The organism is Acetobacter okinawensis JCM 25146 (assembly GCF_000613865.1).
GTDB lineage: Bacteria > Pseudomonadota > Alphaproteobacteria > Acetobacterales > Acetobacteraceae > Acetobacter > Acetobacter okinawensis.
Genome location: NZ_BAJU01000023.1, coordinates 12,067 through 31,198 on the forward strand (window position 1 = coordinate 12,067; position 19,132 = coordinate 31,198).

At 60.5% G+C, this 19,132-nt stretch carries 18 protein-coding genes, 1 tRNA gene and 3 pseudogenes; 10 read left to right on the top strand and 12 right to left on the bottom strand.

All coding sequences use genetic code 11. The annotated features are described in order from the left end of the window. Positions 1-4 precede the first annotated feature (4 nt). Together JCM25146_RS18680 and JCM25146_RS10115 are read right to left on the bottom strand one after the other, a co-directional pair. Positions 5-2,221, bottom strand: a pseudogene (locus tag JCM25146_RS18680) (molybdopterin cofactor-binding domain-containing protein); the annotation flags it as partial. Then, positions 2,218-2,679 (bottom strand): (2Fe-2S)-binding protein, encoded by a 462-nt coding sequence (locus JCM25146_RS10115; RefSeq protein WP_025827735.1) that lies wholly within the window; start codon positions 2,677-2,679, stop codon positions 2,218-2,220. The gene JCM25146_RS10115 and the pseudogene JCM25146_RS18680, both read right to left, overlap by 4 nt. A gap of 137 nt (positions 2,680-2,816) precedes the next feature. On the opposite strand from JCM25146_RS10115, the gene JCM25146_RS10120 reads away from it, so the two are divergent. Further along, a complete protein-coding gene (locus JCM25146_RS10120; RefSeq protein ID WP_148299042.1) occupies positions 2,817-3,050 on the top strand; it encodes a hypothetical protein in 234 nt (77 codons plus the stop codon). A gap of 44 nt (positions 3,051-3,094) precedes the next feature. Here the strand turns inward: JCM25146_RS10120 and JCM25146_RS10125 are convergent. Next, positions 3,095-3,170, bottom strand: a tRNA-Ala gene (locus JCM25146_RS10125). Positions 3,171-3,289: 119 nt separating this feature from the next. Between JCM25146_RS10125 and JCM25146_RS10130 the strand changes: the two genes are divergently transcribed. Beyond that, a complete protein-coding gene (locus tag JCM25146_RS10130) occupies positions 3,290-3,592 on the top strand; it encodes a YggT family protein (protein WP_242401051.1) in 303 nt (100 codons plus the stop codon). Positions 3,593-3,660: 68 nt separating this feature from the next. Here JCM25146_RS10130 and JCM25146_RS22910 read toward each other — a convergent pair whose 3' ends face one another. After that, entirely contained in the window at positions 3,661-3,837 is a 177-nt protein-coding gene (locus JCM25146_RS22910) for a hypothetical protein (RefSeq protein ID WP_199897724.1), read from the bottom strand. A gap of 180 nt (positions 3,838-4,017) precedes the next feature. Next, on the bottom strand, positions 4,018-4,698 hold the full coding sequence (locus tag JCM25146_RS10140) for a YoaK family protein (RefSeq protein WP_025827740.1): 681 nt from the start codon (positions 4,696-4,698) through the stop codon (positions 4,018-4,020). A gap of 183 nt (positions 4,699-4,881) precedes the next feature. Between JCM25146_RS10140 and JCM25146_RS10145 the strand changes: the two genes are divergently transcribed. Next, a complete protein-coding gene (locus tag JCM25146_RS10145) occupies positions 4,882-5,286 on the top strand; it encodes a hypothetical protein (protein WP_253518187.1) in 405 nt (134 codons plus the stop codon). Positions 5,287-5,340: 54 nt separating this feature from the next. Here JCM25146_RS10145 and JCM25146_RS10150 read toward each other — a convergent pair whose 3' ends face one another. Together JCM25146_RS10150 and JCM25146_RS10160 are read right to left on the bottom strand one after the other, a co-directional pair. Beyond that, positions 5,341-6,039 carry a hypothetical protein gene (locus tag JCM25146_RS10150; RefSeq protein ID WP_148299043.1) on the bottom strand — a complete coding sequence of 233 codons (699 nt, stop codon included), beginning with the start codon at positions 6,037-6,039 and terminating at the stop codon, positions 5,341-5,343. A 333-nt stretch (positions 6,040-6,372) separates the two neighbouring features. After that, complete coding sequence (locus JCM25146_RS10160) at positions 6,373-7,155, bottom strand: META domain-containing protein (protein ID WP_025827745.1); 783 nt, start codon at positions 7,153-7,155, stop codon at positions 6,373-6,375. A 162-nt stretch (positions 7,156-7,317) separates the two neighbouring features. On the opposite strand from JCM25146_RS10160, the pseudogene JCM25146_RS18690 reads away from it, so the two are divergent. After that, positions 7,318-7,696: pseudogene (locus tag JCM25146_RS18690) on the top strand (hypothetical protein). Between the two features lie 22 nt (positions 7,697-7,718). Here the strand turns inward: JCM25146_RS18690 and JCM25146_RS18695 are convergent. From JCM25146_RS18695 to JCM25146_RS10185, 3 genes are all read right to left on the bottom strand, one after another. Continuing rightward, on the bottom strand, positions 7,719-8,195 hold the full coding sequence (locus JCM25146_RS18695; protein WP_025827747.1) for a c-type cytochrome: 477 nt from the start codon (positions 8,193-8,195) through the stop codon (positions 7,719-7,721). 6 nt (positions 8,196-8,201) lie between these two features. Then, a complete protein-coding gene (locus JCM25146_RS10180) occupies positions 8,202-9,467 on the bottom strand; it encodes an FAD-dependent oxidoreductase (protein ID WP_025827749.1) in 1,266 nt (421 codons plus the stop codon). Between the two features lie 133 nt (positions 9,468-9,600). Beyond that, a complete protein-coding gene (locus JCM25146_RS10185) occupies positions 9,601-10,212 on the bottom strand; it encodes a nucleoside 2-deoxyribosyltransferase (RefSeq protein WP_051544192.1) in 612 nt (203 codons plus the stop codon). 225 nt (positions 10,213-10,437) lie between these two features. Between JCM25146_RS10185 and JCM25146_RS10195 the strand changes: the two genes are divergently transcribed. Beyond that, entirely contained in the window at positions 10,438-12,030 is a 1,593-nt protein-coding gene (locus tag JCM25146_RS10195; protein ID WP_025827753.1) for a gamma-glutamyltransferase family protein, read from the top strand. Here JCM25146_RS10195 and guaD read toward each other — a convergent pair. Together guaD and JCM25146_RS10205 are read right to left on the bottom strand one after the other, a co-directional pair. Continuing rightward, positions 12,027-13,357 (bottom strand): annotated as a pseudogene (gene guaD, locus JCM25146_RS18700) (guanine deaminase). The gene JCM25146_RS10195 and the pseudogene guaD overlap by 4 nt on opposite strands. A gap of 20 nt (positions 13,358-13,377) precedes the next feature. Further along, positions 13,378-14,280 (bottom strand): LysR family transcriptional regulator, encoded by a 903-nt coding sequence (locus tag JCM25146_RS10205; RefSeq protein ID WP_025827755.1) that lies wholly within the window; start codon positions 14,278-14,280, stop codon positions 13,378-13,380. Between the two features lie 151 nt (positions 14,281-14,431). Between JCM25146_RS10205 and JCM25146_RS10210 the strand changes: the two genes are divergently transcribed. From JCM25146_RS10210 to JCM25146_RS10230, 5 genes are read left to right on the top strand one after another with little or no spacing between them, the layout of a single operon-like run. After that, the gene (locus tag JCM25146_RS10210; RefSeq protein WP_025827757.1) at positions 14,432-15,850 is read left to right on the top strand and encodes an FAD-dependent oxidoreductase; all 1,419 of its coding nucleotides are present in this window, start codon (positions 14,432-14,434) and stop codon (positions 15,848-15,850) included. A 29-nt stretch (positions 15,851-15,879) separates the two neighbouring features. Further along, positions 15,880-16,776, top strand: coding sequence for an allantoinase PuuE (gene puuE / locus JCM25146_RS10215; protein WP_025827759.1), 897 nt, complete (start codon positions 15,880-15,882; stop codon positions 16,774-16,776). Next, on the top strand, positions 16,773-17,291 hold the full coding sequence (uraD, locus tag JCM25146_RS10220; RefSeq protein ID WP_025827761.1) for a 2-oxo-4-hydroxy-4-carboxy-5-ureidoimidazoline decarboxylase: 519 nt from the start codon (positions 16,773-16,775) through the stop codon (positions 17,289-17,291). The genes puuE and uraD overlap by 4 nt, the downstream gene beginning before the upstream one ends. Beyond that, complete coding sequence (gene uraH / locus JCM25146_RS10225) at positions 17,288-17,620, top strand: hydroxyisourate hydrolase (protein ID WP_025827762.1); 333 nt, start codon at positions 17,288-17,290, stop codon at positions 17,618-17,620. Before uraD ends, uraH begins: the two co-directional genes overlap by 4 nt. Positions 17,621-17,624: 4 nt before the next feature. Beyond that, positions 17,625-19,085, top strand: a complete 1,461-nt coding sequence (locus JCM25146_RS10230) for a nucleobase:cation symporter-2 family protein (RefSeq protein WP_025827763.1) — start codon at positions 17,625-17,627, stop codon at positions 19,083-19,085. The last annotated feature ends 47 nt before the right edge of the window (positions 19,086-19,132 follow it).

A 19,132-nucleotide genomic window follows, 5' to 3' on the forward strand; every position in this document is an offset into this window, starting at 1 on the left:
GCTGCTCCTTGCCAGCCGTCGCATTGCGTGCAGAAAGCAGAGGCAGTGTGCGGTAGCGCCGCCCCTGTGCCGCGGCCATGGCGTTGGCCAGCACGGGGGCTGCTGCTGCGGTGCCAACCTCGCCAATGCCGCCGGGGTCTTCCGTGCTGGGTATAAGGAAGACGTCAATTTTGCGCGGGGCCTCGTTCATGCGCATGATACGCCATGTGTTGAAGTTGGTCTGCTGTACCCGTCCGTTTTTAAGTGTAATCTCGTTATAAAGAGCGGCGCTAAAGCCAAAGATCAGCCCCCCTTCAATCTGGGAGATAACCTGATCGGGGTTGATAACGCGCCCGCAATCGACCGCAGCGCACACGCGGTGGATAATCACGTTGTCCGGGTCGGGCATTTCCACCTCTGCAATGCTGGCCATGTAGGAGCCAAAGGCAAACTGCGCGGCCACACCGCGTGCGCGGCCCGGTGGCAGGGGTGTGTTCCAGCCTGCCTCCTGTGCAACCCGGTCCAGCACGGCAAGGGCGCGGGGGTTCTGGGCCAGCATGGCGCGGCGGTAGGCCACGGGGTCTGCCCCTGCGCGCTGGGCCAGCTCATCTATAAAGCCTTCCACCACAAACAGCCCGCGTGTGCCGCCAACGCCGCGCCACCATGCGGTTATAATGCCGGGGGCTTCGCGCCGGGCAAATTCCAGCCGGTAGGCGGGGTAGCTGTAAGGGGTTATGACCGTGGCGACCGAAAGGTCCTCGTCATACCCATCCTTGGTCAGTTCTGGCGGGTCCCAGCGGGCAACAACCGCAGGGCCGACAATGCGGTGCGTCAGTGCGGTTATAAAGCCTTTGTCATCGAGAGCCGCACTCATCTGGTCCACATAGGCGGGGCGGTAGCGGTCGCGCGTCAGGTCTTCCTCACGGCTCCAGATGATTTTGAGCGGGTAGGGAACCTGCCGGGCAAAATCCACGCACTGGGTAACATATTCATGCTCCAGCCTGCGGCCAAATCCCCCGCCAATATACTGGCAGTGCACCATAACCTTGTCTTTGGGCAGGCCCGTCAGTTCCACTGCCGTGTCCCGCGCGCGGTCGGCAATCTGGGTGCCGGTCCATATGTCGCATCCATCGGGGCGCACATGGGCGGTGCAGTTTATGGGCTCCATGGGGGCATGGGCCAGCAGGGGCTGCTGGTATGTGGCGGTGTGCGTGGCATGGGCACGGGCGATAATGGCCGGGGCATCGCCTTTTGTGTTGGCCACAATGGCGGGGCCGGTCAGCCCGTCGTGCAACTGCTCGTAAATGGTCTGGGTGTTGATGTGGGCGTTAGGGCCATCATGCCAGTGTGGCTTGAGTGCGCGCAGGCCTTTGCGGGCTGCCCAGTAATGGTCAGCCACAACGCAAACGGTGTTGTTCTGCGCATTGACCAGCACGGCCTGCACACCACGGATGGCAAGGGCTGCTGCCTTGTTCATGCCCCCCAGTGTGCCGCCTTCTACCGGGCAGGCGGCCACGGTGCCGATTTTTTGCCCCGGCACCTGAATGTCCATGCCAAACACCGCGCGCCCCTGCACCTTTGCCACACTATCCACACGGTGTTGGGCGTGGCCGACAAGTGTGTAGGTGCTCGGGTCCTTGAGTGCTGGTTTTTGTGGCACGGGCAGGGTTGCCGCCTGTGCCGCAACTGCGCCAAAGCTCAGGCTGCGGCCAGTGGGTGTATGGATGATGGTGGCGGAGCGTGTGGTGCACTCGGCCGGGTTGGCCTGCCAGCGGGTGGCTGCGGCCTGCACCAGCATGCTGCGTGCCGCAGCCCCTGCCTGACGCAGGGGGAGCCACTCGGTCATGACCGAGGTGGAGCCTCCGGTAATTTCGGCCCCGCCACCCGGCGGGGCGGCCTCAATGGCGACCTGCGCCATATCCACGCCCAGTTCCTCGGCAAGGAGCATGACGGAGCCGGTGTAAATGCCCTGTCCCATTTCCACATTGGGGAGAATCAGGGTGATGCGGTTGTCTGCTGCAATGCGGATATAGGCATTGGGGGCAAAGGCCGACGGGGCGTTTTCAACCAGCAGGCCCTGTTCGGGGCGGGGGGCGGACTGCGCCCGTCCGCTACGGGGTGTTGGCCAGAGAGTTGCCAGCAGAAGGGCTCCCCCGGCCCCGAGAACCTGCCTGCGGCTGGCCCGCGCCGGAGTGTGAGTGGCGTGAGGTGCCGGTGTGCCGGTGGTGGCGTGCGTGGTCATGCCAGTGCTCCCGCAGCGTGGTGGACAGCCGCACGGATGCGCATATAGGTTCCGCAACGGCACAGATTGGCGGACAGGGCGCTGTCTATCTGCTCATCTGTCGGGTGGGGGACGGTGCGCAGCAGGGCAATGGCGGCCATAATCTGCCCGGGCTGGCAATAGCCGCACTGTACCACGTCCAGCGCGATCCATGCCGCCTGCACGGCTTTGACCACCGGGTCGGTCGGGTCCACCCCTTCCAGCGTGCTGATGGGCTGCTCCCCGATCAGGCCTACCGGCAGGTTGCATGCCCGTACAGCCTGCCCGTTCATATGCACGGTGCAAGCACCGCACTGGGCTATGCCACAGCCGAATTTGGTGGCGTTCATGCCCAGAACATCGCGTAGAACCCAGAGCAGGGGGGTGTCCGGGTCCACGTCCACCTGGTGGGGTTGTCCGTTTATGTTCAGGCTTAGCATGGGGGCTCCTTGGGGGTGGTGGTGGGTGTAAATGTAGTGGAATTGATTTGTTTCCGAAATGGCAATTTTGGAGAATGGGTCCGGTTTTTTTGGAAAATTATCTGTATATTCAAGAATATGTTCGTGTGCCGTGCAGCATGGGTTGCGCGCCCGTTACAGGCACGGCGCTGGCACATGGGGCTACCAGAACAGAAGGGTCACGGGTCAGGAATATGCTTGAAAGCCTGAGAGCTGCCCTGCCAAGCCCCCACACCTGCTGGATTACAAAAAGCGGGTATGATGCCGCCTGTGCAACCGGGCGCGATGACGGTGGGCCGGGGCCCTATGCCGGAGTGACAGGTGTGTTAACCTGTGGGGTAAGGGGGCTGTAAAACCCGCAATTTTTCAAGGAAATAAAGCAACAGAACAAGGCGGTTGGTGGAGCTGAGGGGAATCGAACCCCTGACCTCCTCATTGCGAACGAGGCGCTCTCCCATCTGAGCTACAGCCCCGCCTGTTTGTCAGGCAGTGGTTTACAGGGCTTACGATTTTTCTGTCAAGCTGTATTGTAGGGCGTATAACCAAGGGTGGTATGCCCTCTGGGCTGATCGTAAGGAGCTGGTTTTATATCGTGTTTGTGTTTTCGCTTTTCATGGTGCTGACGCGGATACTGGAGATTTACTGCTGGATTCTCCTTATATCCTGTATTTTTGTTAACCTGTATGCGTTTGGCATACTCGATAGCCGTAACCAGCTTGTCTGGAAGATTGGCATGTTCCTAGAGCGGTTGACCGAGCCTGTTCTGGCGCCGGTCAGGCGGGTGCTGCCAACACCCGGTGGGGTGGATTTTAGCCCCATGGTGGTGCTGCTGGGCATTCAGTACGTCATTCAGCCGCTGCTGGCCGATGTATTCCGGGCATTGATCCTGCATTAACCGCCAGACCATAAAAACCGCCAGACCTTTACAGGCTGGCGGTTTTTTAACGGATAATCCGCAAAAGCTCAGTGGTGAGCGTCCGGCGTGCCGTCTTTTTCAATGTGAGCCAGCGTGTAGCTGCTCATGATGACAACCGGAACCAGGAACGCCACAACCGCAACGCCCAGAGCGGCGGTGTTGCCACCCAGCAGGTAAGCGATCAGGTCAAGACCCAGAAGTGTTACGCACAGATAAATGCCCATTCCAAAAACCCTTTTGTAGCCTGTAAGGCAGGAGCTGCTGGTGTTCTGGCGGGGAATGCCTACTGTGCAGGACCTGCCGGATTCATTCACAAATCTGACAGCGTCACACTACTCCTTTGGTTTTGAGGGTCAACAGCTATCTGTTGCATGGCATTGTGGCATTTTCGGGCGGTGTAGGGCCTAGCCCGTGCTTTTTGCCCTGCGTATGTCAACGTACAGAATGGCCAGCCACGGCAGGGGCCACAAAAAGGGCAGGGGGGCGTGCCATAGCAGGGCCAGCGCACCCAGCATGGCCCCGCAGGCAAACCCACCCCACGAGAGTGCGGGCAGCACAATGCTCCCCGCAGGAGGTGGGGCAACATTGCTCGCCCCGCAGCGTATGGCCAGAGCCGCAGCCAGTGCGGATGCACATTTGAGCATGTTGCTGGTAATCACCACGGTCTGGATGGCATTGCCCGAAAAACGCGATATGCCCTCGCCCTGCACCGCCATAAGGGCGGGGAGCAGCACCAGTTCGGTCAGGTGGGCGTGGCTGCCCGACTGTGCGGCCTGCACCACAAGCAGCAGGCAGGCCATAAGCCCGATGCCATAGGCGCTCCCCCACCGCAGGCGGGCAAGGCTTGCTATAAAAGCCGCACCAAAAAAAATGGCCAGAACACAGATCAGCAGCACTGCATGGTGGGTGTTGGCATGGGCTATGGCGGCGGAAAGATGGGTGGTATTGCCGGTCATGGCGGAGGCGAACAGCCCGCCCAAATGGGCAAAACTCAGCGCATCAACATACCCCGCCAGAATGCCCAGCACCAGAATACGGCGGGCAGAAACAGCTACGGAAGGTATGGTGGGGGGCATGTCGGGCATGGTGTGTTCTGTGGTAGTCGCGCCATACTAGGTGAGCAAGGCAAAACAGGCACACTCACGCCCTTTTTCCGGTCATGGAGCAGGGGTGCTTTAAAAACCATAATCCTGCCACCAGATAGGGTTATGCAAAACAGCCCGCCCCCTCAATATCGGGCGGGTTCGGGAAGGGAAAAGAGAGAGCGTATGACACTGCACCGCATGATAACTCTGGGGCTGGCGGGCGTTGTGGCCGCAACAGTTGGAGCCACTGTTGTACAGGCCGAGCCGGGTGGCTGCCTTAAATACGGCGCGGCGGGCGCGGTTGGCGGGCATCTGGCCAACCACACCATGCTTGGCGCGACTGCCGGGTGTATAACAGGCATGTACCGCAGGCACGAATACCGTAAGGAAGCCCGGATCAAGGCCAAGCTCTATGATCAGGAGCACCCCGGAGCCAAAGGGACATACGAGCAGAAAGCCACGGCCTATGATGTGGAACACTCCACAACACCGGGTAGCGTGGCAGGCACCCCGCCAGCCAGTTCTGGCGCACCTGCGGCACAGCCCCCGCAGGGTCAACCAGCCGCGCAGGGTGCGGAGCACCTGTAAGCTGGTCACTGGTGCCTGAACAGGCGCATGGCCAGCAGGCGGGGTAGGCGCTGCCTATTCCGTCTGCGGGTCCGGGGCTGGAGGTGGCCCCCCAGCGGTGGAGAGTGTGCGCACCGTGTCAAACACAAAGGCCGTGACATAGAGCATAATGCGCTCGAACTCCTCCTGCACGTCTTCAAAACTGAGCAGGGCGTGGCGGAGGAGGCTGTGCATGATATGCGTGTGGCAATCCATGTCTGGTGTCACGTCCAGCCATTCTGTTTCATTCAAACGTCGGGCATTGGCCTGGCAGATGCTTAGCAGAACAGTTTCCAGCGCAATATGCCCGCCCAGAACCCGGCCTAGCGGCTGGTTCGGGCTGTAAATGGTGGGGATGAGCGTCTCTGCGTTGTAGGTTTCCTTGCACTGCTCATAGTGGATTGAATAGAGCAGATACTCTGCAAACGTCACCTTGGTGTAAATGCCGGTATCGCGCGATGTGGCTTTGAGAAAATTCTTGTACAGGCTGGATGTCACTTCAAACGGCAGTGTGTCGTTCAGGTCGGCAAGGCGTTTTGCCACACTTAAAATGCCCGAAACACGCAGTTGCGCCCCCTTGAAGGCGCGTAGGGTGACAGCCAGAAGCTCCTCATGGTTGATGCTGTACATGATTGTGCGGAATTTTTGGCTTTTGTCGTGGGTTAATTCCACAAATTTATCGTAAAATCTGGCTTTGGTAAGAATATACGGCCCTGAAAGCTGGGTGTTGGGCATGATGGCGCTTTTGAAAAAATGGTTGAAACAGGCAGGTTTTAAAAAACCATGCGGGGCCAGAGCGCGCGACAAAAACCTTTTGCGCAGGTTATGCTGAAAATACGCTCACGCATTTTGCACAAAAAATGTAAAATTATCGTTAACAATAAAATTTGGTTACGTCATGAAAACTTTTTTTAAAATTATAGTTAAAAATCGTGTTTTTCCCGCTCTTCCACAAAGGCGGGCTTGTGTGAATTTTAAGCATGCATGTGCCGCAGGCCCGGCCTGCGGTTACTCTCAGCCGTGCCAGCCTGCCCCCTGCACGCCGTGTGGGACAGGCACCTGTAGTGGCTAGAATGTCTGGCGCAGGCGCATGGTTCTGCCATCTGGCGTGTGCAGTACAAGGCTGCTGTCCTCAATGGTCCATGTGTGTGCGTTGTGCAGCAGGCTGAGGAATGTAGTAGAGGTGCTGGCGTGTGCGCCCGGGCAGGCCATGAGTGTGCTTATACCCACCTGTGGAGCGGTCTCCACACGGCCATGCGCACCAAACACCAGCCCGCCCGTATAGCGGTTGCAGCCATCAGAGCCGGACACCTTGCCGCTCTCGTTAATATCGAGCGTGGGGGTAAACATATCTGCCGCGGGGTTGGGGTTTTCGTCTGTTGCGCTGTCATGCGCGTCGGCTGGGAGTATGCCGTTTTTGAGCTTGTGGCCGTCCAGTTCGGTGGCGACCCAGCGTGTCGCGTTCAGGCGTGTGGGGGCGACAAGCGCACCGCCGCACCCGTGGAGTGTGCGCCCGCCCGTGGTGGCACGCACAGTCTGCGTAAACATCTGCCCGCTCATGCTGTCCTGGCAGGGGGTGGTGGTCATGGCTACGTTCAGGTCTTGGGCCTCGTAATAACGGGTGTGAGCGCGCGCGTAGGCACGGGTTATGGTGCGCGTCAGCCGGGGGCCATCGGGTGTGCTCAGGACCAGCGTGCCAGCTGCCATGCTCAGGTTCCAGAATGGCTCGTTCCCGCGCGCCTCATATACCGTGTTGTCCGCAGGGTTTATGGGGAGAGTCTGTGTCGCGCACCCCGCTACAAACAGCAGCGCGCCGGGAGCCATAAAAGAACAAATGCGTGGCAGGGCCATGGTGTGGCTCCTCATTTTTGTTGCGGACCGCGTGCAGTATGGCTGTTTGGCGTGCGCGCACAACGGCTTTCTTGCTCCCATGGGGGTGGGGTGAGGCAAAAAATAGGGGCAAGCGCGCAGGGTGGACTGTTCCTTGGCGCGTCGGGTGCTTAAAAGTGGGGCATGATTATTCAGGGCTACAATTTTTTTGCGACATGCCGGAGGATACGCGCTACCTCCGCCGCGCCCAGCCGGATGAACGGTTTATTGAGGAGAATATGGTGTTCATCCTGCCTGACCGGCTGCGCAAGTTCCGCAGGCATCTGTGGCATGTGCGCCGTAACCCCGGACCTGTGCATGTTTATGTGCCGCTGTTCCGGGTCAACACGCTTGTCGCGTCAGAGCCACTCCCTGCGGGCTATGGAGCGGTGCAGGACGTGTACCCTTTTTACACGCACACCACCCACAGGCGTGGCGCGCGCTGGATTACTATGTGCTGTTCATTTTCCGGGACAAGGATTCCTATGTCCGCTGCAACGCAGCTCTCGCAGCGGGAGCATAAGGGGCGGGGTTAAAGGCCCCGCTTACCGCCCATGGGGCTTGCCTGACGTGGTGGGGGGTGCCGGGGCGGGGAAGCGAATATTGGCCAGACGGGCCTCTTCCATGGGGAGGGGGGCATTGCTGGCAGATGTCACCCCATTATGGTGCAGGATAAATGCCACAAGGGCGGCAGTATCCTGTGGCGGCATAAGAGGGGCTGCGTGGGACACGGCGCTGGCCAGCCGGTCCAGCGGTGTGCTGGCCCAGCGGGTGGTAAAATAGGGCCCCAGATCGGGTACATCATGCCCGCCGGCAAGGTCGGGGCCGTGGCAGGCAGCGCAGGTTGTGGCGTAAATCTGCGCACCATGCGCCACCTGTTCGGCTGAGAAGGAGAGAGGCTGCCCGGCGTTGCCCCGGTTGCCCGTATGTGTGTGCGGCTCCGCCCATGCGCCATGGTGCAGGCTCAGGCTGCCCAGCACGCAGGCCATAAGGGATGTGCGCAGCAGAGAATTGGTAAACATAAGCCTTTATCCGTTGCGTGGCTGAAAGCGGGCGAACAGGTCTTCAACCACCGCAATGGCCTTTTGCGCCTCTGCCCTGTCCGGACGTTCGGAGATGTTGCCGACCCCATCCATCAGCCCCAGACCGTTCTGATCATAACCTGAGATCATCACCCCATCGGATTTGGAGATCATGGCGACCCCTTTGTAGTCCAGAGCATAAGGCGCGTCCGGCTGAGGGGGGAGCCAGCTTGTCTGGCCGCGAATGGGAATGAGGGATTTATCATTCCACCATTCCCGCGCAGCATAGCCGGGGCAGTTGATGACCACACGCTCGGGCAGGTCCGCCAGATCGGCCGGGCTATGGAACTCGCGGATAACAATCCGCCCCCCGGCCTGATGGAACTCCGAGAGCAGCAGATGGGCGTAAGCACCAAAATTATAAATCATGAGCGGTGTGCGCCGCGCATAGGCTACGGGGAAGGGGTTGTCCGCCCCGGCCAGCAGTTCGGGTGCGGGGGTTACGTCTGCAATCAGGCCGGCATATGAGGCGAATTCGGCGCTGCTCTGAGGGGCACCTGTGGTGGCAAAGGTGCCTTTGCCCGGATCGGTCGGGGCGGGTGCATGGTCGGCGGCATCGAGAGGTGTGTCGGACAGGGTGTAATTGTCGCGAAAATCAATCGGGTTGCCGGGCAGGCCAAGGTCATCACGGTAGGTCTGTAAGGAGTAACGGGCCATCTGCTCCCATGTTCGGGCAAAGTTTGGGCTGGCCTGTGCGCTTAGGGCAATGCGGGAGTCCGGGGTCCAGCTCCCGCTTGCGCGCATGGATGGGGTATGGGGCAAAAGGTCGCGGGTATAGATGGTCACATCCAGCCCCGCGCGCAGTGCGGTCAGGGCCGATGTCAGGCCGATAATACCACAGCCAATAACCGCAACTCTGCGCTCCAGTGTTGCCGCCGCATGCCCGACCGCCAGATACGCTGCCCCCCAGGAGAGTGACCAGCCACTGCCACCATGGCCGTAATTATGCACAACGGTTTTGCCTGCCACGTGTTCCACGTCCATGCGTGGCCCCGCCGGGCGGAAAGGGCGGAGGCAAACCTTGATGTCCATGATCTGGTCGGCATGGGCGCGAATAGGCACCAGCCGGGGGATGGTGCCATGCAGGGCCGTGCGGCCAAGGGCTGCGGCTGCCTGAGGGGCGGTTCCGTCTGGTGCGGCACTCCAGCCACGGCGTGCAACCCCCATCATCCCGGCTGCCAGAGAGGCCGCAAACAGGTCTCTACGTTTCAAGCTGTATGTTCCTGACGTGTGTTTTAACTGGCGGATCAGGGGAGCAGCATAAGGGAGTTGTGTGTGCATGCGCTACCCCTGCCGGGGAAAACAGCAGGCAGACGGGCACAAAAACGCCCGGCAGGGTGGCTGCTCAGGGGGTGCGCTGTGCGGCCAGAGAGGCCGCCAGCGCCATGATGGCCGCCTGTGCCGAGGAGAAAATGGTACCACAATCGCCAAGGACTGTCGCAATCATCAGGTTAACTGGCAGCCCAAAATCTTCCACCACCATGCCGTTATCATCGACCAGCGTGGCGTGGCCATCGCGCAGGACCCTGTCCATGCTACCCCCGCAGGCCAGCACCCGCTCGGGGTAGGAGGCCATGGGGGTGGCTGTGCTGGCGTAGCCAAAAACGGGCAGGCCAAGGGCGTGGGCATATCCGATTTCAAACGCTGTACCGTCATCCACATTGGGGCCACGGAATGGGGTCAGATCGGCAATAACAGCGCAGCTTTGGCGTATGAGCGCCATGTTGGCGCGGGCAATGGCTGTGGCAAGGGCTGTAGGGCTGGCATGGGCCTGCGGGTTTAGGTCTGCGTCCAGCGGGTAGAGCCCGCGCAGGCCCGCGCGGGCGCAGCTTGCTACCAGTGCGGCCCCGTGTGCGCGTGCATCGGGGCGGAAGACACCTGGCCCTGCCAGATAAACGGCTGGCAGGGCTGTTGTCGGCTGCTCTGTCTGGCGGCGGTGTGGTCCGTGGTCTGGCATGGCGTGTGGTCCTGCTGGCGGTGGTGTCCGGGTATTATGGTTGTCAGATTTTGCGCCTTCTGTCAGGCGCAAAGGTGGCAGGTCGGGGGGAGTGTGCGGTGTGCTCTGGACCGCTCGCTCCGTGGCAATGGGGGCGTGCTTTTTTTGTTTAGGGGGGGCTTGCGTAAAAGCGGGTTATTGTGTGCTGACACACAGGCCAGACCAGAGCGGGAGCCGCCCAAGACCATGCTGCATAGTTTTCAGTCAACCCGTGGGATGGTCACATCCCCCCACCATCTAGCTAGCCAGAGTGGTCTGGAGATCCTTAAAAAAGGTGGCACGGCGCTGGAGGCGGTAACCGCCATGGCTGCAACACTGTGTGCGGTTTACCCGCATATGACCGGCATGGGGGGGGATGCGTTCTGGCTGATCTCCTACCCCGATGGGCGCACGGAGGTGCTGGAGGCCTGCGGGGCTGCCGCACTACACGCCAGTGCTGCCGATTACGCGGCTGCGGGGCATACCAGCGTGCCATGGCGCGGGGGATGGGCTGCCAACACCATGGCTGGTACCGTCTCAGGCTGGCAGGCGGCACTGGCGCGCAGTGCGGCACTCCAGCCTGCTCTGCCGTTGGATGCGGTGCTTGAAGATGCCATCTGGTATGCCAAAAACGGATATGCCCTGAGCCTGAGCGAGGCCACCCTGCTGGCTGAAAAACAGGGCGAACTGCTGGCAAACGCCCATTTTGCGGCGGCGTATGCGCCCGATGGATGTCTGCCGCGTGCGGGGGATATCCGCAAGAACCCTGCACTGGCCGAGACCCTGCAAAGCCTGCTCCACAATGGGCTGGAGAGCTTTTACACCGGGGATGTAGGGCGCAGGCTGCTCAATGACCTGACCCATGCGGGCAGCCCATTACGCGCGGAGGACTTTGCCCATCACGCGGTGGCCACTCCCGCCGCCCTGCATACGCGCGTGGCAGGGGCGCAGGTGTATAACGCCCCCCCGCCAACACAGGGCGTTGCCTCCCTTGCCATTCTCAAACTGTTTGAAAAACTTAAAGTGCAGGAGGTGGACGGCTTTGCCTATGTGCATGCACTGGTAGAGGCGACCAAGCATGCCTTCCTCTTCCGCAACGCGCATGTGGGCGACCCGCGCTGGATGACTGAGAGCGCGCAGGGTTTCCTTGATGATGATGCCCGGCTGAGCGCCATGGCTGCCAGCATTGACCCCCACCGCGCCATGCCATGGCCTGCTCCGTCGCAGATGGGGGATACAACATGGATGGGGGCTGTGGATCGCTCAGGCGTTGCTGTCAGCATGATCCAGAGCCTGTATTTTGAATTCGGGTCCGGGGTGTTTCTGCCGCAAACAGGGCTGCTGTGGCAGAACCGTGGGGCGTCCTTCCAACTGGGGGAAGGGGCGTGGAACGCCTTTGTGCCCGGGCGCAAACCGTTCCATACCCTCAACCCCGCTCTGGCCCGTTTTGATGATGGCCGGGTCATGGTGTACGGCACCATGGGGGGCGAGGGCCAGCCACAGACACAGGCTGCCGTGTTCACACGCTATGCCATGTTTGGTGTGCCCATACAGCAGGCCGTTACCGCGCCGCGCTGGCTGCTGGGGCGCACATGGGGCAGTAACAGCCATTCGCTCAAGCTCGAAAGCCGGTTTGATGCAGGTGTTCTGGCCCGGTTGGAACAGGCCGGGCATGAGGTGGAGCGCGTTGCTCCCTTTACCAGCATGATGGGCCACGCAGGCGCTGTGGTGCGCCATGCCAATGGCCTGTTTGAGGGAGCGGCAGACCCGCGGAGCGATGGATGCGTGGCGGCGTTTTAGGCCGCTTCTGCTCGGTTGTGCACGACTTTGCCATTGACCCATGTGGCGCGGATGGCCCGGTCATCGCCCAGCACCATCAGGGTAAACAGGCGCTCGGCTAATGTGGTGGTGCGGGCGCTGCGCTGGGCCATAAGCGGTGTGGCATGGGGGTCCATGACGCACAGGTCGGCCTCCATGCCCGGAGCAATATGGCCGATCCGGTCATGCAGGTGCAGGGCGCGTGCGGCTCCCGCCGTTGCCAGCCAGAGTGCTTGTGCGGCAGAAAGGCGCGTATCCCCCGCCATGAGAGACACCTTGTAGGCCTCCCCCATTGTAGCCAGCAGGGAGAGCGACGTGCCCGCTCCAATGTCCGTCCCTAATGCCACATGCACGGGGCGGTCAGGCTTGAGTGCATCAAACAGGCGGAAGGCCCCACTGCCGAGGAACAGGTTGGATGTGGGGCAGTGGGCGAGTGTGCAGCCGGAGTGGTGGCAATGCGCAAAGTCATGCTCGCTCATGTGGATGGCATGGCCAAATATGGCGCGTGGCCCGTCCAGCCCGGCTTTTGCATACACGTCCAGATAGGAGCTGTGGTGGGGGAACAGGCTGCGTACGGCGGCTATTTCGTCCAGATTTTCGGCCAGATGGGTTTGCATGTACAGCCCCGGCGTGCGGCGTAGCAGGTCGCCTGCCAGTTCAAGCTGTTCGGGGGTGCTGGTTATGGCAAAGCGCGGGGTTACGGCATAAAGCTGGCGGCCCGTGCCATGCCAGCGCGCAATAAGTGCGGCTGACTGGTCGTACCCGCTTTGGGCTGTGTCCTGCAGGTTGGGGGGCAGTTGCGGTCCATCAGCACCTTGCCCGCGATCATGCGGGTGCCAAGGCGTGCGGATTCCTCAAAAAACGCATCGACCGACTGGGGGTGCACCGTGCAGTACACCGCAGCCGTTGTGGTGCCATTGCGTAGCAACTCGGACAGGAACAGCCGCGCGGTCTGCCGGGCCACGTCCATGCTGGCGAACTGCGCCTCGGTGGGGAAAATATACTGCTCCAGCCAAGGCAGAAGCTGCTCCCCCCATGATGCAATGGCCGAAATCTGGGGGTAGTGTACATGCGCATCGATAAAACCCGCACTAATCAGGCAGTCCGGGTAGTGGGTCAGGGGGGTGTTCTCCCCCAGATGCGCGCGCACAAGAGCATAGGGGCCGCAATGGGTAATGCGCCCGTGCTCCATAATAATCAGCCCATCCTCCTCCAGCACCAGCGCGTCGGCTGCGGGTGCGGCAAACGGGTCTGCGCGGAAGGTTACATAACTGCCTCGTATGGCGTGACGGGTGGGGGTATGGGGCATGGCGGGGGGCTCTCTGACCGTTAGAACTGGTCGGCAAAAAAGTTTTCAATCTCGGTAATAATGAAGCGTGCCGCAGTGGAAAGCTGGCGGGAGCGGTCCACGCACAGGGCCAGTGTCAGGGGTGGGAGCTTGCGGTTGACAATGGGGGTAAAGGCCAGTTGGCCTTTCTGCACCTCGTCATAGGCATCAAGGTAGCTGAGAATGCCAACACCTGCCCCTTCGAGCACCATGGACTTTATCATCTGAATATTGTCAGCCTTGGCCACGGTTGCGACCTTGACCCCCGTTTCCGCCTCCAGCACGCCAATGGGTCGCCACAGGGCCAGTGGGGGTGTGGGTACGATCATGGGGTATTCGGCTGCAAGGCTGAACCGTGCCTCCTCCATGTCCGCAATTTCGTGGGAGGGAAGGCAGACAAAACCGAGCGGAATTTCCTTGTGTGTGCGCACACTCAACTCGCGCATGTGGCCGGGGTTGAACATGAGCGCAAAATCTGCATGCCCCTTGACCAGCAGTTCCCCCATGTCATGGCTTTTGCGCACATGCACGCTGACCATAATGCCCGGGTGGGTCTGGCGCAGCCTGCCCAGCAGGGTGGGCAAAAAGCCTTTGGTCAGGGCGTCGGGGATCAGAATATCCGTGGAGCCCTGCCGCAGACCTTTGAGGTTGTCGAGCTGGGTTTGCAGGGCGTTCAGGTCCCGCGACCAGCGGCGGCAGGAGGTCAGCAGCAGTTCCCCCGCCGTGGTCAGGCGCAGTCCCGATGGCAGGCGTTCGAACAGTTGGGTGCCCAGAATTTTTTCGCCCTGCAACACCTGCCGGTCTATGGCGGAGGCGGCGATATGCAGCTCGTCAGAGGCTTTTCTGATAGAGCCATGCTGGGCAACGGCCATGAAGTACCGCAAGAAGCGGGAAAAAACGGGCATCAGCTTTTGCTCTCTTTTTGCGAACGCACCATGCTGAATTAAGTCATATACAAGAACGATACGTGTGTGAAACAGTAAGTCTGATTTTATTTGCCGCGATCAGGAACCACGCAGGATTCCCGATACGCATAACGTGGACTGATAAACAGGTATGGAACAGCTTAACAGACGCGTCCGGGACGACCTTGCCAAAATCCAGTTTGCCTCGGGCAACTGGTGTATTCCCCAGCAGCACAATGGCAAGGATGTGCTCGACGTTGCCATTATTGGTGGTGGGCAGGGCGGGCTTGCCACGTGCTTCGGGCTGCGGCGGCGCGGGGTGACCAATACCTGTGTGTTCGATCTGGCCCCACAGGGGGAGGAAGGGCCGTGGGTCACCTTTGCGCGCATGATTACCCTGCGCACACCCAAGCATGTGGTTGGGCCCGACCTTGGTATTCCCAGCCTGACTCCCCAGTCCTGGTTTGAGGCAAAATACGGCGAGCAGGCATGGCGTGATCTGGACAAGATTTCCCGCCATGACTGGCAGGAATATCTGGTCTGGCTGCGCACCGTGCTGGACCTGCCGGTCCGCAACGAACACCGGCTGAGCGACATTGCGTGGGAAGATGGTCTGCTCAGGCTGACCTTTGTCTGTGCCGGTGGTGCCGAGCAGGTAGTGTGGGCGCGCCGCGTTGTGCTGGCAACAGGCATAGAGGGCGGTGGCGCGTGGCATGTGCCCGACTTCATCAGACAGGGGGTGCCAAAAAGCCGGTACGCCCATACCTGCGAGCAGATTGATTTTGAGTCCCTGCGTGGCAAGCGCATTGGTGTTCTGGGCGCTGGTGCCTCGGCTTTTGACAATGCGGCTACCGCACTGGAGCACGGAGCCGCCAGCGTGGACCTGTGCCTGCGCCGCAAGCAGATCCCCACAGTCAACCCCTATCGCTGGATGGAAAACGCAGGTTTTCTAAGCTATCTGGCCGATCTGCCAGACCTGCTGCGCTGGCGGTTCATGTACAAGATTTATGACCTGAACCAGCCCCCTCCGCAGGACACGTTCTGGCGGTGCCGCAAATACACCAATTTTGCTTACCACACCGGCACACCATGGACTGCCGCGCGGGAGGAAAACGGCGCTGTGGTTGTCACCACCCCGCACGGTGAGATGACGTTTGACTTCCTCATTATCGGCACAGGCTTTATCATTGATCTGACCAAGCGGCCCGAGCTTGCACGCATGGCCAGTCGCATTGCCTTGTGGAAAGACCGGTTTGAAGCCCCGGCTGATGAGCAGAGCGCTCTGCTGGGCAGCCACCCGTACCTGAGCAACGCGTTCCAGTTCCAACCGCTTGATGCTAACGACCCGCTCGCCCCGATGATGCAGTGCATCTACAACTTTACATTCTCCGCCATGCCCAGCATGGGCCTTGCCGGTGCAACCATTAGCGGCATGCGCTTTGGGGTAGAAAAACTGACGACCTGCATCGGGCGCAGCCTGTTTGTGCAGGATGGCGCACTGCACCTGCAAAGCCTGCTGGACTATAACGTGGATGAACTGACCAGCTTTGATCCGCCAGAGCAGGCCTGAGAAAAAAACAAGCGTAAAACGGGACAAAAATGACTCAGACATACCCGCGTGACATGATCGGTTATGGTGCTACCCCGCCCGATGCACAGTGGCCCGGTGGCGCACGCATAGCCGTACAGTTCGTGATCAATTACGAGGAAGGTGCAGAAAACTGCATCTTGCACAATGATCGCGGGTCTGAGGCATTTTTGTCCGAGATGGTGGGTACAAGCTCCATTGTGGGTGCGCGCTGCATGCAGATGGAAAGCCTGTATGAATACGGCAGCCGTGCAGGCTTCTGGCGGCTGCACCGTCTGTTTGCCGGTGCGGGTCTGCCGGTTACGGTTTTTGGCGTGGCTATGGCGCTGGCCCGCAACCCGCAGGTGGTTGCCGCCATGCAGGCGAGTGGGTGGGAGATTGCAACCCACGGTCTGCGCTGGATAGATTACCAGAACGTGCCCGAGGACGTGGAGCGCGCCCACATGCGCGAGGCCATAGCCCTGCACACGCAGGTTACGGGGGAGGCCCCCCTTGGCTGGTATCAGGGGCGCACCAGCCCCAACACCGCCCGGTTGGTGGTGGAGGAAGGCTGTTTTTTATACGATGCAGATTCCTACGCCGATGACCTGCCGTATTACGACCGGCAATACGGCAAACCCCAACTGGTGGTGCCCTATACGCTGGATGTGAATGACATGAAGTTTGCCGCCCTGAATGGCTTTACCGAAGGCGAGCAGTTCTTCCATTACCTGCGGGACACGTTTGACATGCTCTACCGTGAAGGAGGGCGTATGATGTCTGTCGGTCTGCACTGCCGCCTTGCTGGCAAACCTGCGCGCGCGCTGGCTGTTGCCCGCTTTTTGGAGCACGTGGGCGCTCATGCGGATGTGTGGGTTGCCACACGGGCCGATATTGCCCGCCACTGGCAGAAGGTCCACCCCGCATGACCACACTGGCCGAAGTCAACACCATGCCACAGGCTGCCTTTGTGGAGGCGTTTGGCGGGGTGTACGAGCACTCCCCCTGGGTTGCGCAAAAAGCTGCCCTCAGCCGCCCTTTTGCTGATCTTGGGGCCATGTGTCAGGCATTTTCAGCCGCCATGCATGGCGCGGATGTGGCCGAGCAGTATGCCCTTGTGCGTGCTCACCCCGAGCTGGGGCACCGTCTTGGGGTGGACGCAGGGCTGACAGCAGCCTCCGCGCAGGAGCAGGGCGGGGCCGGGCTGGACCGGTTGACGCCAGAGGAATACGCGCGTTTTCGGGCTTTGAATGATGCGTACACGCAAAAATTCGGCATGCCGTTTGTTATTTGCGTGCGCAAGGTTGGCGGGCATGCCAAAGAGGTTATAGCTCAGGCCATGGAGCGGCGGCTTGCCAGCACGCCTCAGGCCGAGCTGGCCGAGGCCCTGCACCAGATTGACGCCATAGCCGCGTTACGTCTGCACGATAAGGTGGTGGCATGAGCTCTCTTTCAACCCATGTTCTCAATACGGTATCGGGTCGTCCGGCACAGGGCGTAACCCTGCGGCTGAGTGGCGCTCAGGGCATACTGTTCACAGGTGTGACCGATGCGGATGGCCGTTGCCCTGCACTGCGGTCGCTGGAACTGGCTGCCGGGGCATACTGCCTTGAGTTTGAGGTGGCGGCCTACTTCCGCCAGCAGGGCACAGCGCTGGCGGACCCGCCATTCCTTGATATTGTGCCCATTCATTTTGGCCTTGGCGGCAGCGGGCATGCCCATGTGCCCCTGCTGGTCGCCCCATACGCCTATTCGACTTACAGGGGGAGCTAAGTCCATGCAGCCTGCCAGCAAAACGCAAAATGCCGTTCATCCCGTGGACCAGATGCTTCCGGTCTGGAAGCTGGGGTTCTATGGCCTGCAACATGTGCTCACATTCTACGCTGCGGCGGTGATTGTGCCTGTTCTGCTGGCAGGCGCCATGGGCCTGCCCCGCGCAGCCCTTGAACATCTGATCGAGGCTGATCTGTTTACCTGCGGTATTGCCTCCTTTATCCAGTCTGCCGGGCTGGGGCGGTATATCGGGGTCAAGCTGCCGTTGTTGCAGGGGGTCACCTTTGTGGCCGTAACCCCCATGATCGCCATTGGCGTGGCAGCGGGCGGGGGCGTGCAGGGCCTGCCCCAGATTTTTGGGGCCGTTATTGCGGGTGGCATTTTTACCTTTTTGGCCGCCCCGTGGTTTGGCAAGCTGGTCAAATTCTTCCCTCCCGTGGTCACAGGCTCGGTCATTCTGGTCATTGGGCTGGCATTGCTGCCGGTGGCTGCGAACGACATTGTCAACGGGCAAGGCACGGGGGTCATGCAGAACCCGGTCAACATGCGCAATGTGGCGTATGGTCTGGGTACGCTTGCGTCCATTTTGCTGATCCAGCGTATGTTTAAGGGGTTTGTCGCCAGCATTGCCGTGCTGTTCGGGCTGGTGGCGGGGACATTGACCGCGTGGTTCCTGGGGGATGCCAGCTTTAGTGGTGTGCTGTCCGCCCCGTGGGTAACCGTGGCCCAGCCTTTTTACTTTGGCATGCCCACATTCCATGTAGTGCCTGTGCTGTCCATGCTGGTGGTCATGATCATTACCATGCTTGAGACCACGGGCGATGTGTTTGCAACCGGCTCCATTGTTAAAAAAGACATTACCTCGGAGGACATTACGCGTGCGATCCGGGCCGATGGTCTGGCCACCATGATCGGGGGTGTGCTCAACTCCTTCCCCTATACCTGCATTGCCGAGAACGTGGGCCTTGTGCGGCTGACCCGTGTGACCAGCCGCTGGGTTGTGGTTGCGGCTGCCTTTATCATGATGGGGCTTGGCTGCCTGCCCAAGCTGGCCGCCATTATTGCCAGCGTGCCATTGCCCGTGTTGGGTGGTGCGGCTCTGGCCATGTTTGCCGCTGTGGCCGTGGTGGGCATTCAAACCCTTGTCAAAGTGGACTTTGATAACCTGAACAACACGGTTATTGTGGGCACCAGCATCGGGTTGAGCATGCTGGCCACGGCCCAGCCGCATATTGCCGACCATTTTCCCGCATGGATGCAGGTGATTTTTGGGAGTGGCATCACACTGGGGGCCATGTCCGCCATTGTGCTGCATCTGGTGTTCAATTTTGGCAACCTGTGCTCCACGGAGCAGTCTGTCGAGCAGGATACCGTCATACTGGAAACGCCGGTGTGGAATGTGGTGGGTATGCAGGACAAACCCCATGTGGGTGGCGAGCCTGCTGGGCACACCCCCACGCACTAACACCACCCGGCCGCACGAACACGCAGCCAGAGACGTAAAAAAACAGC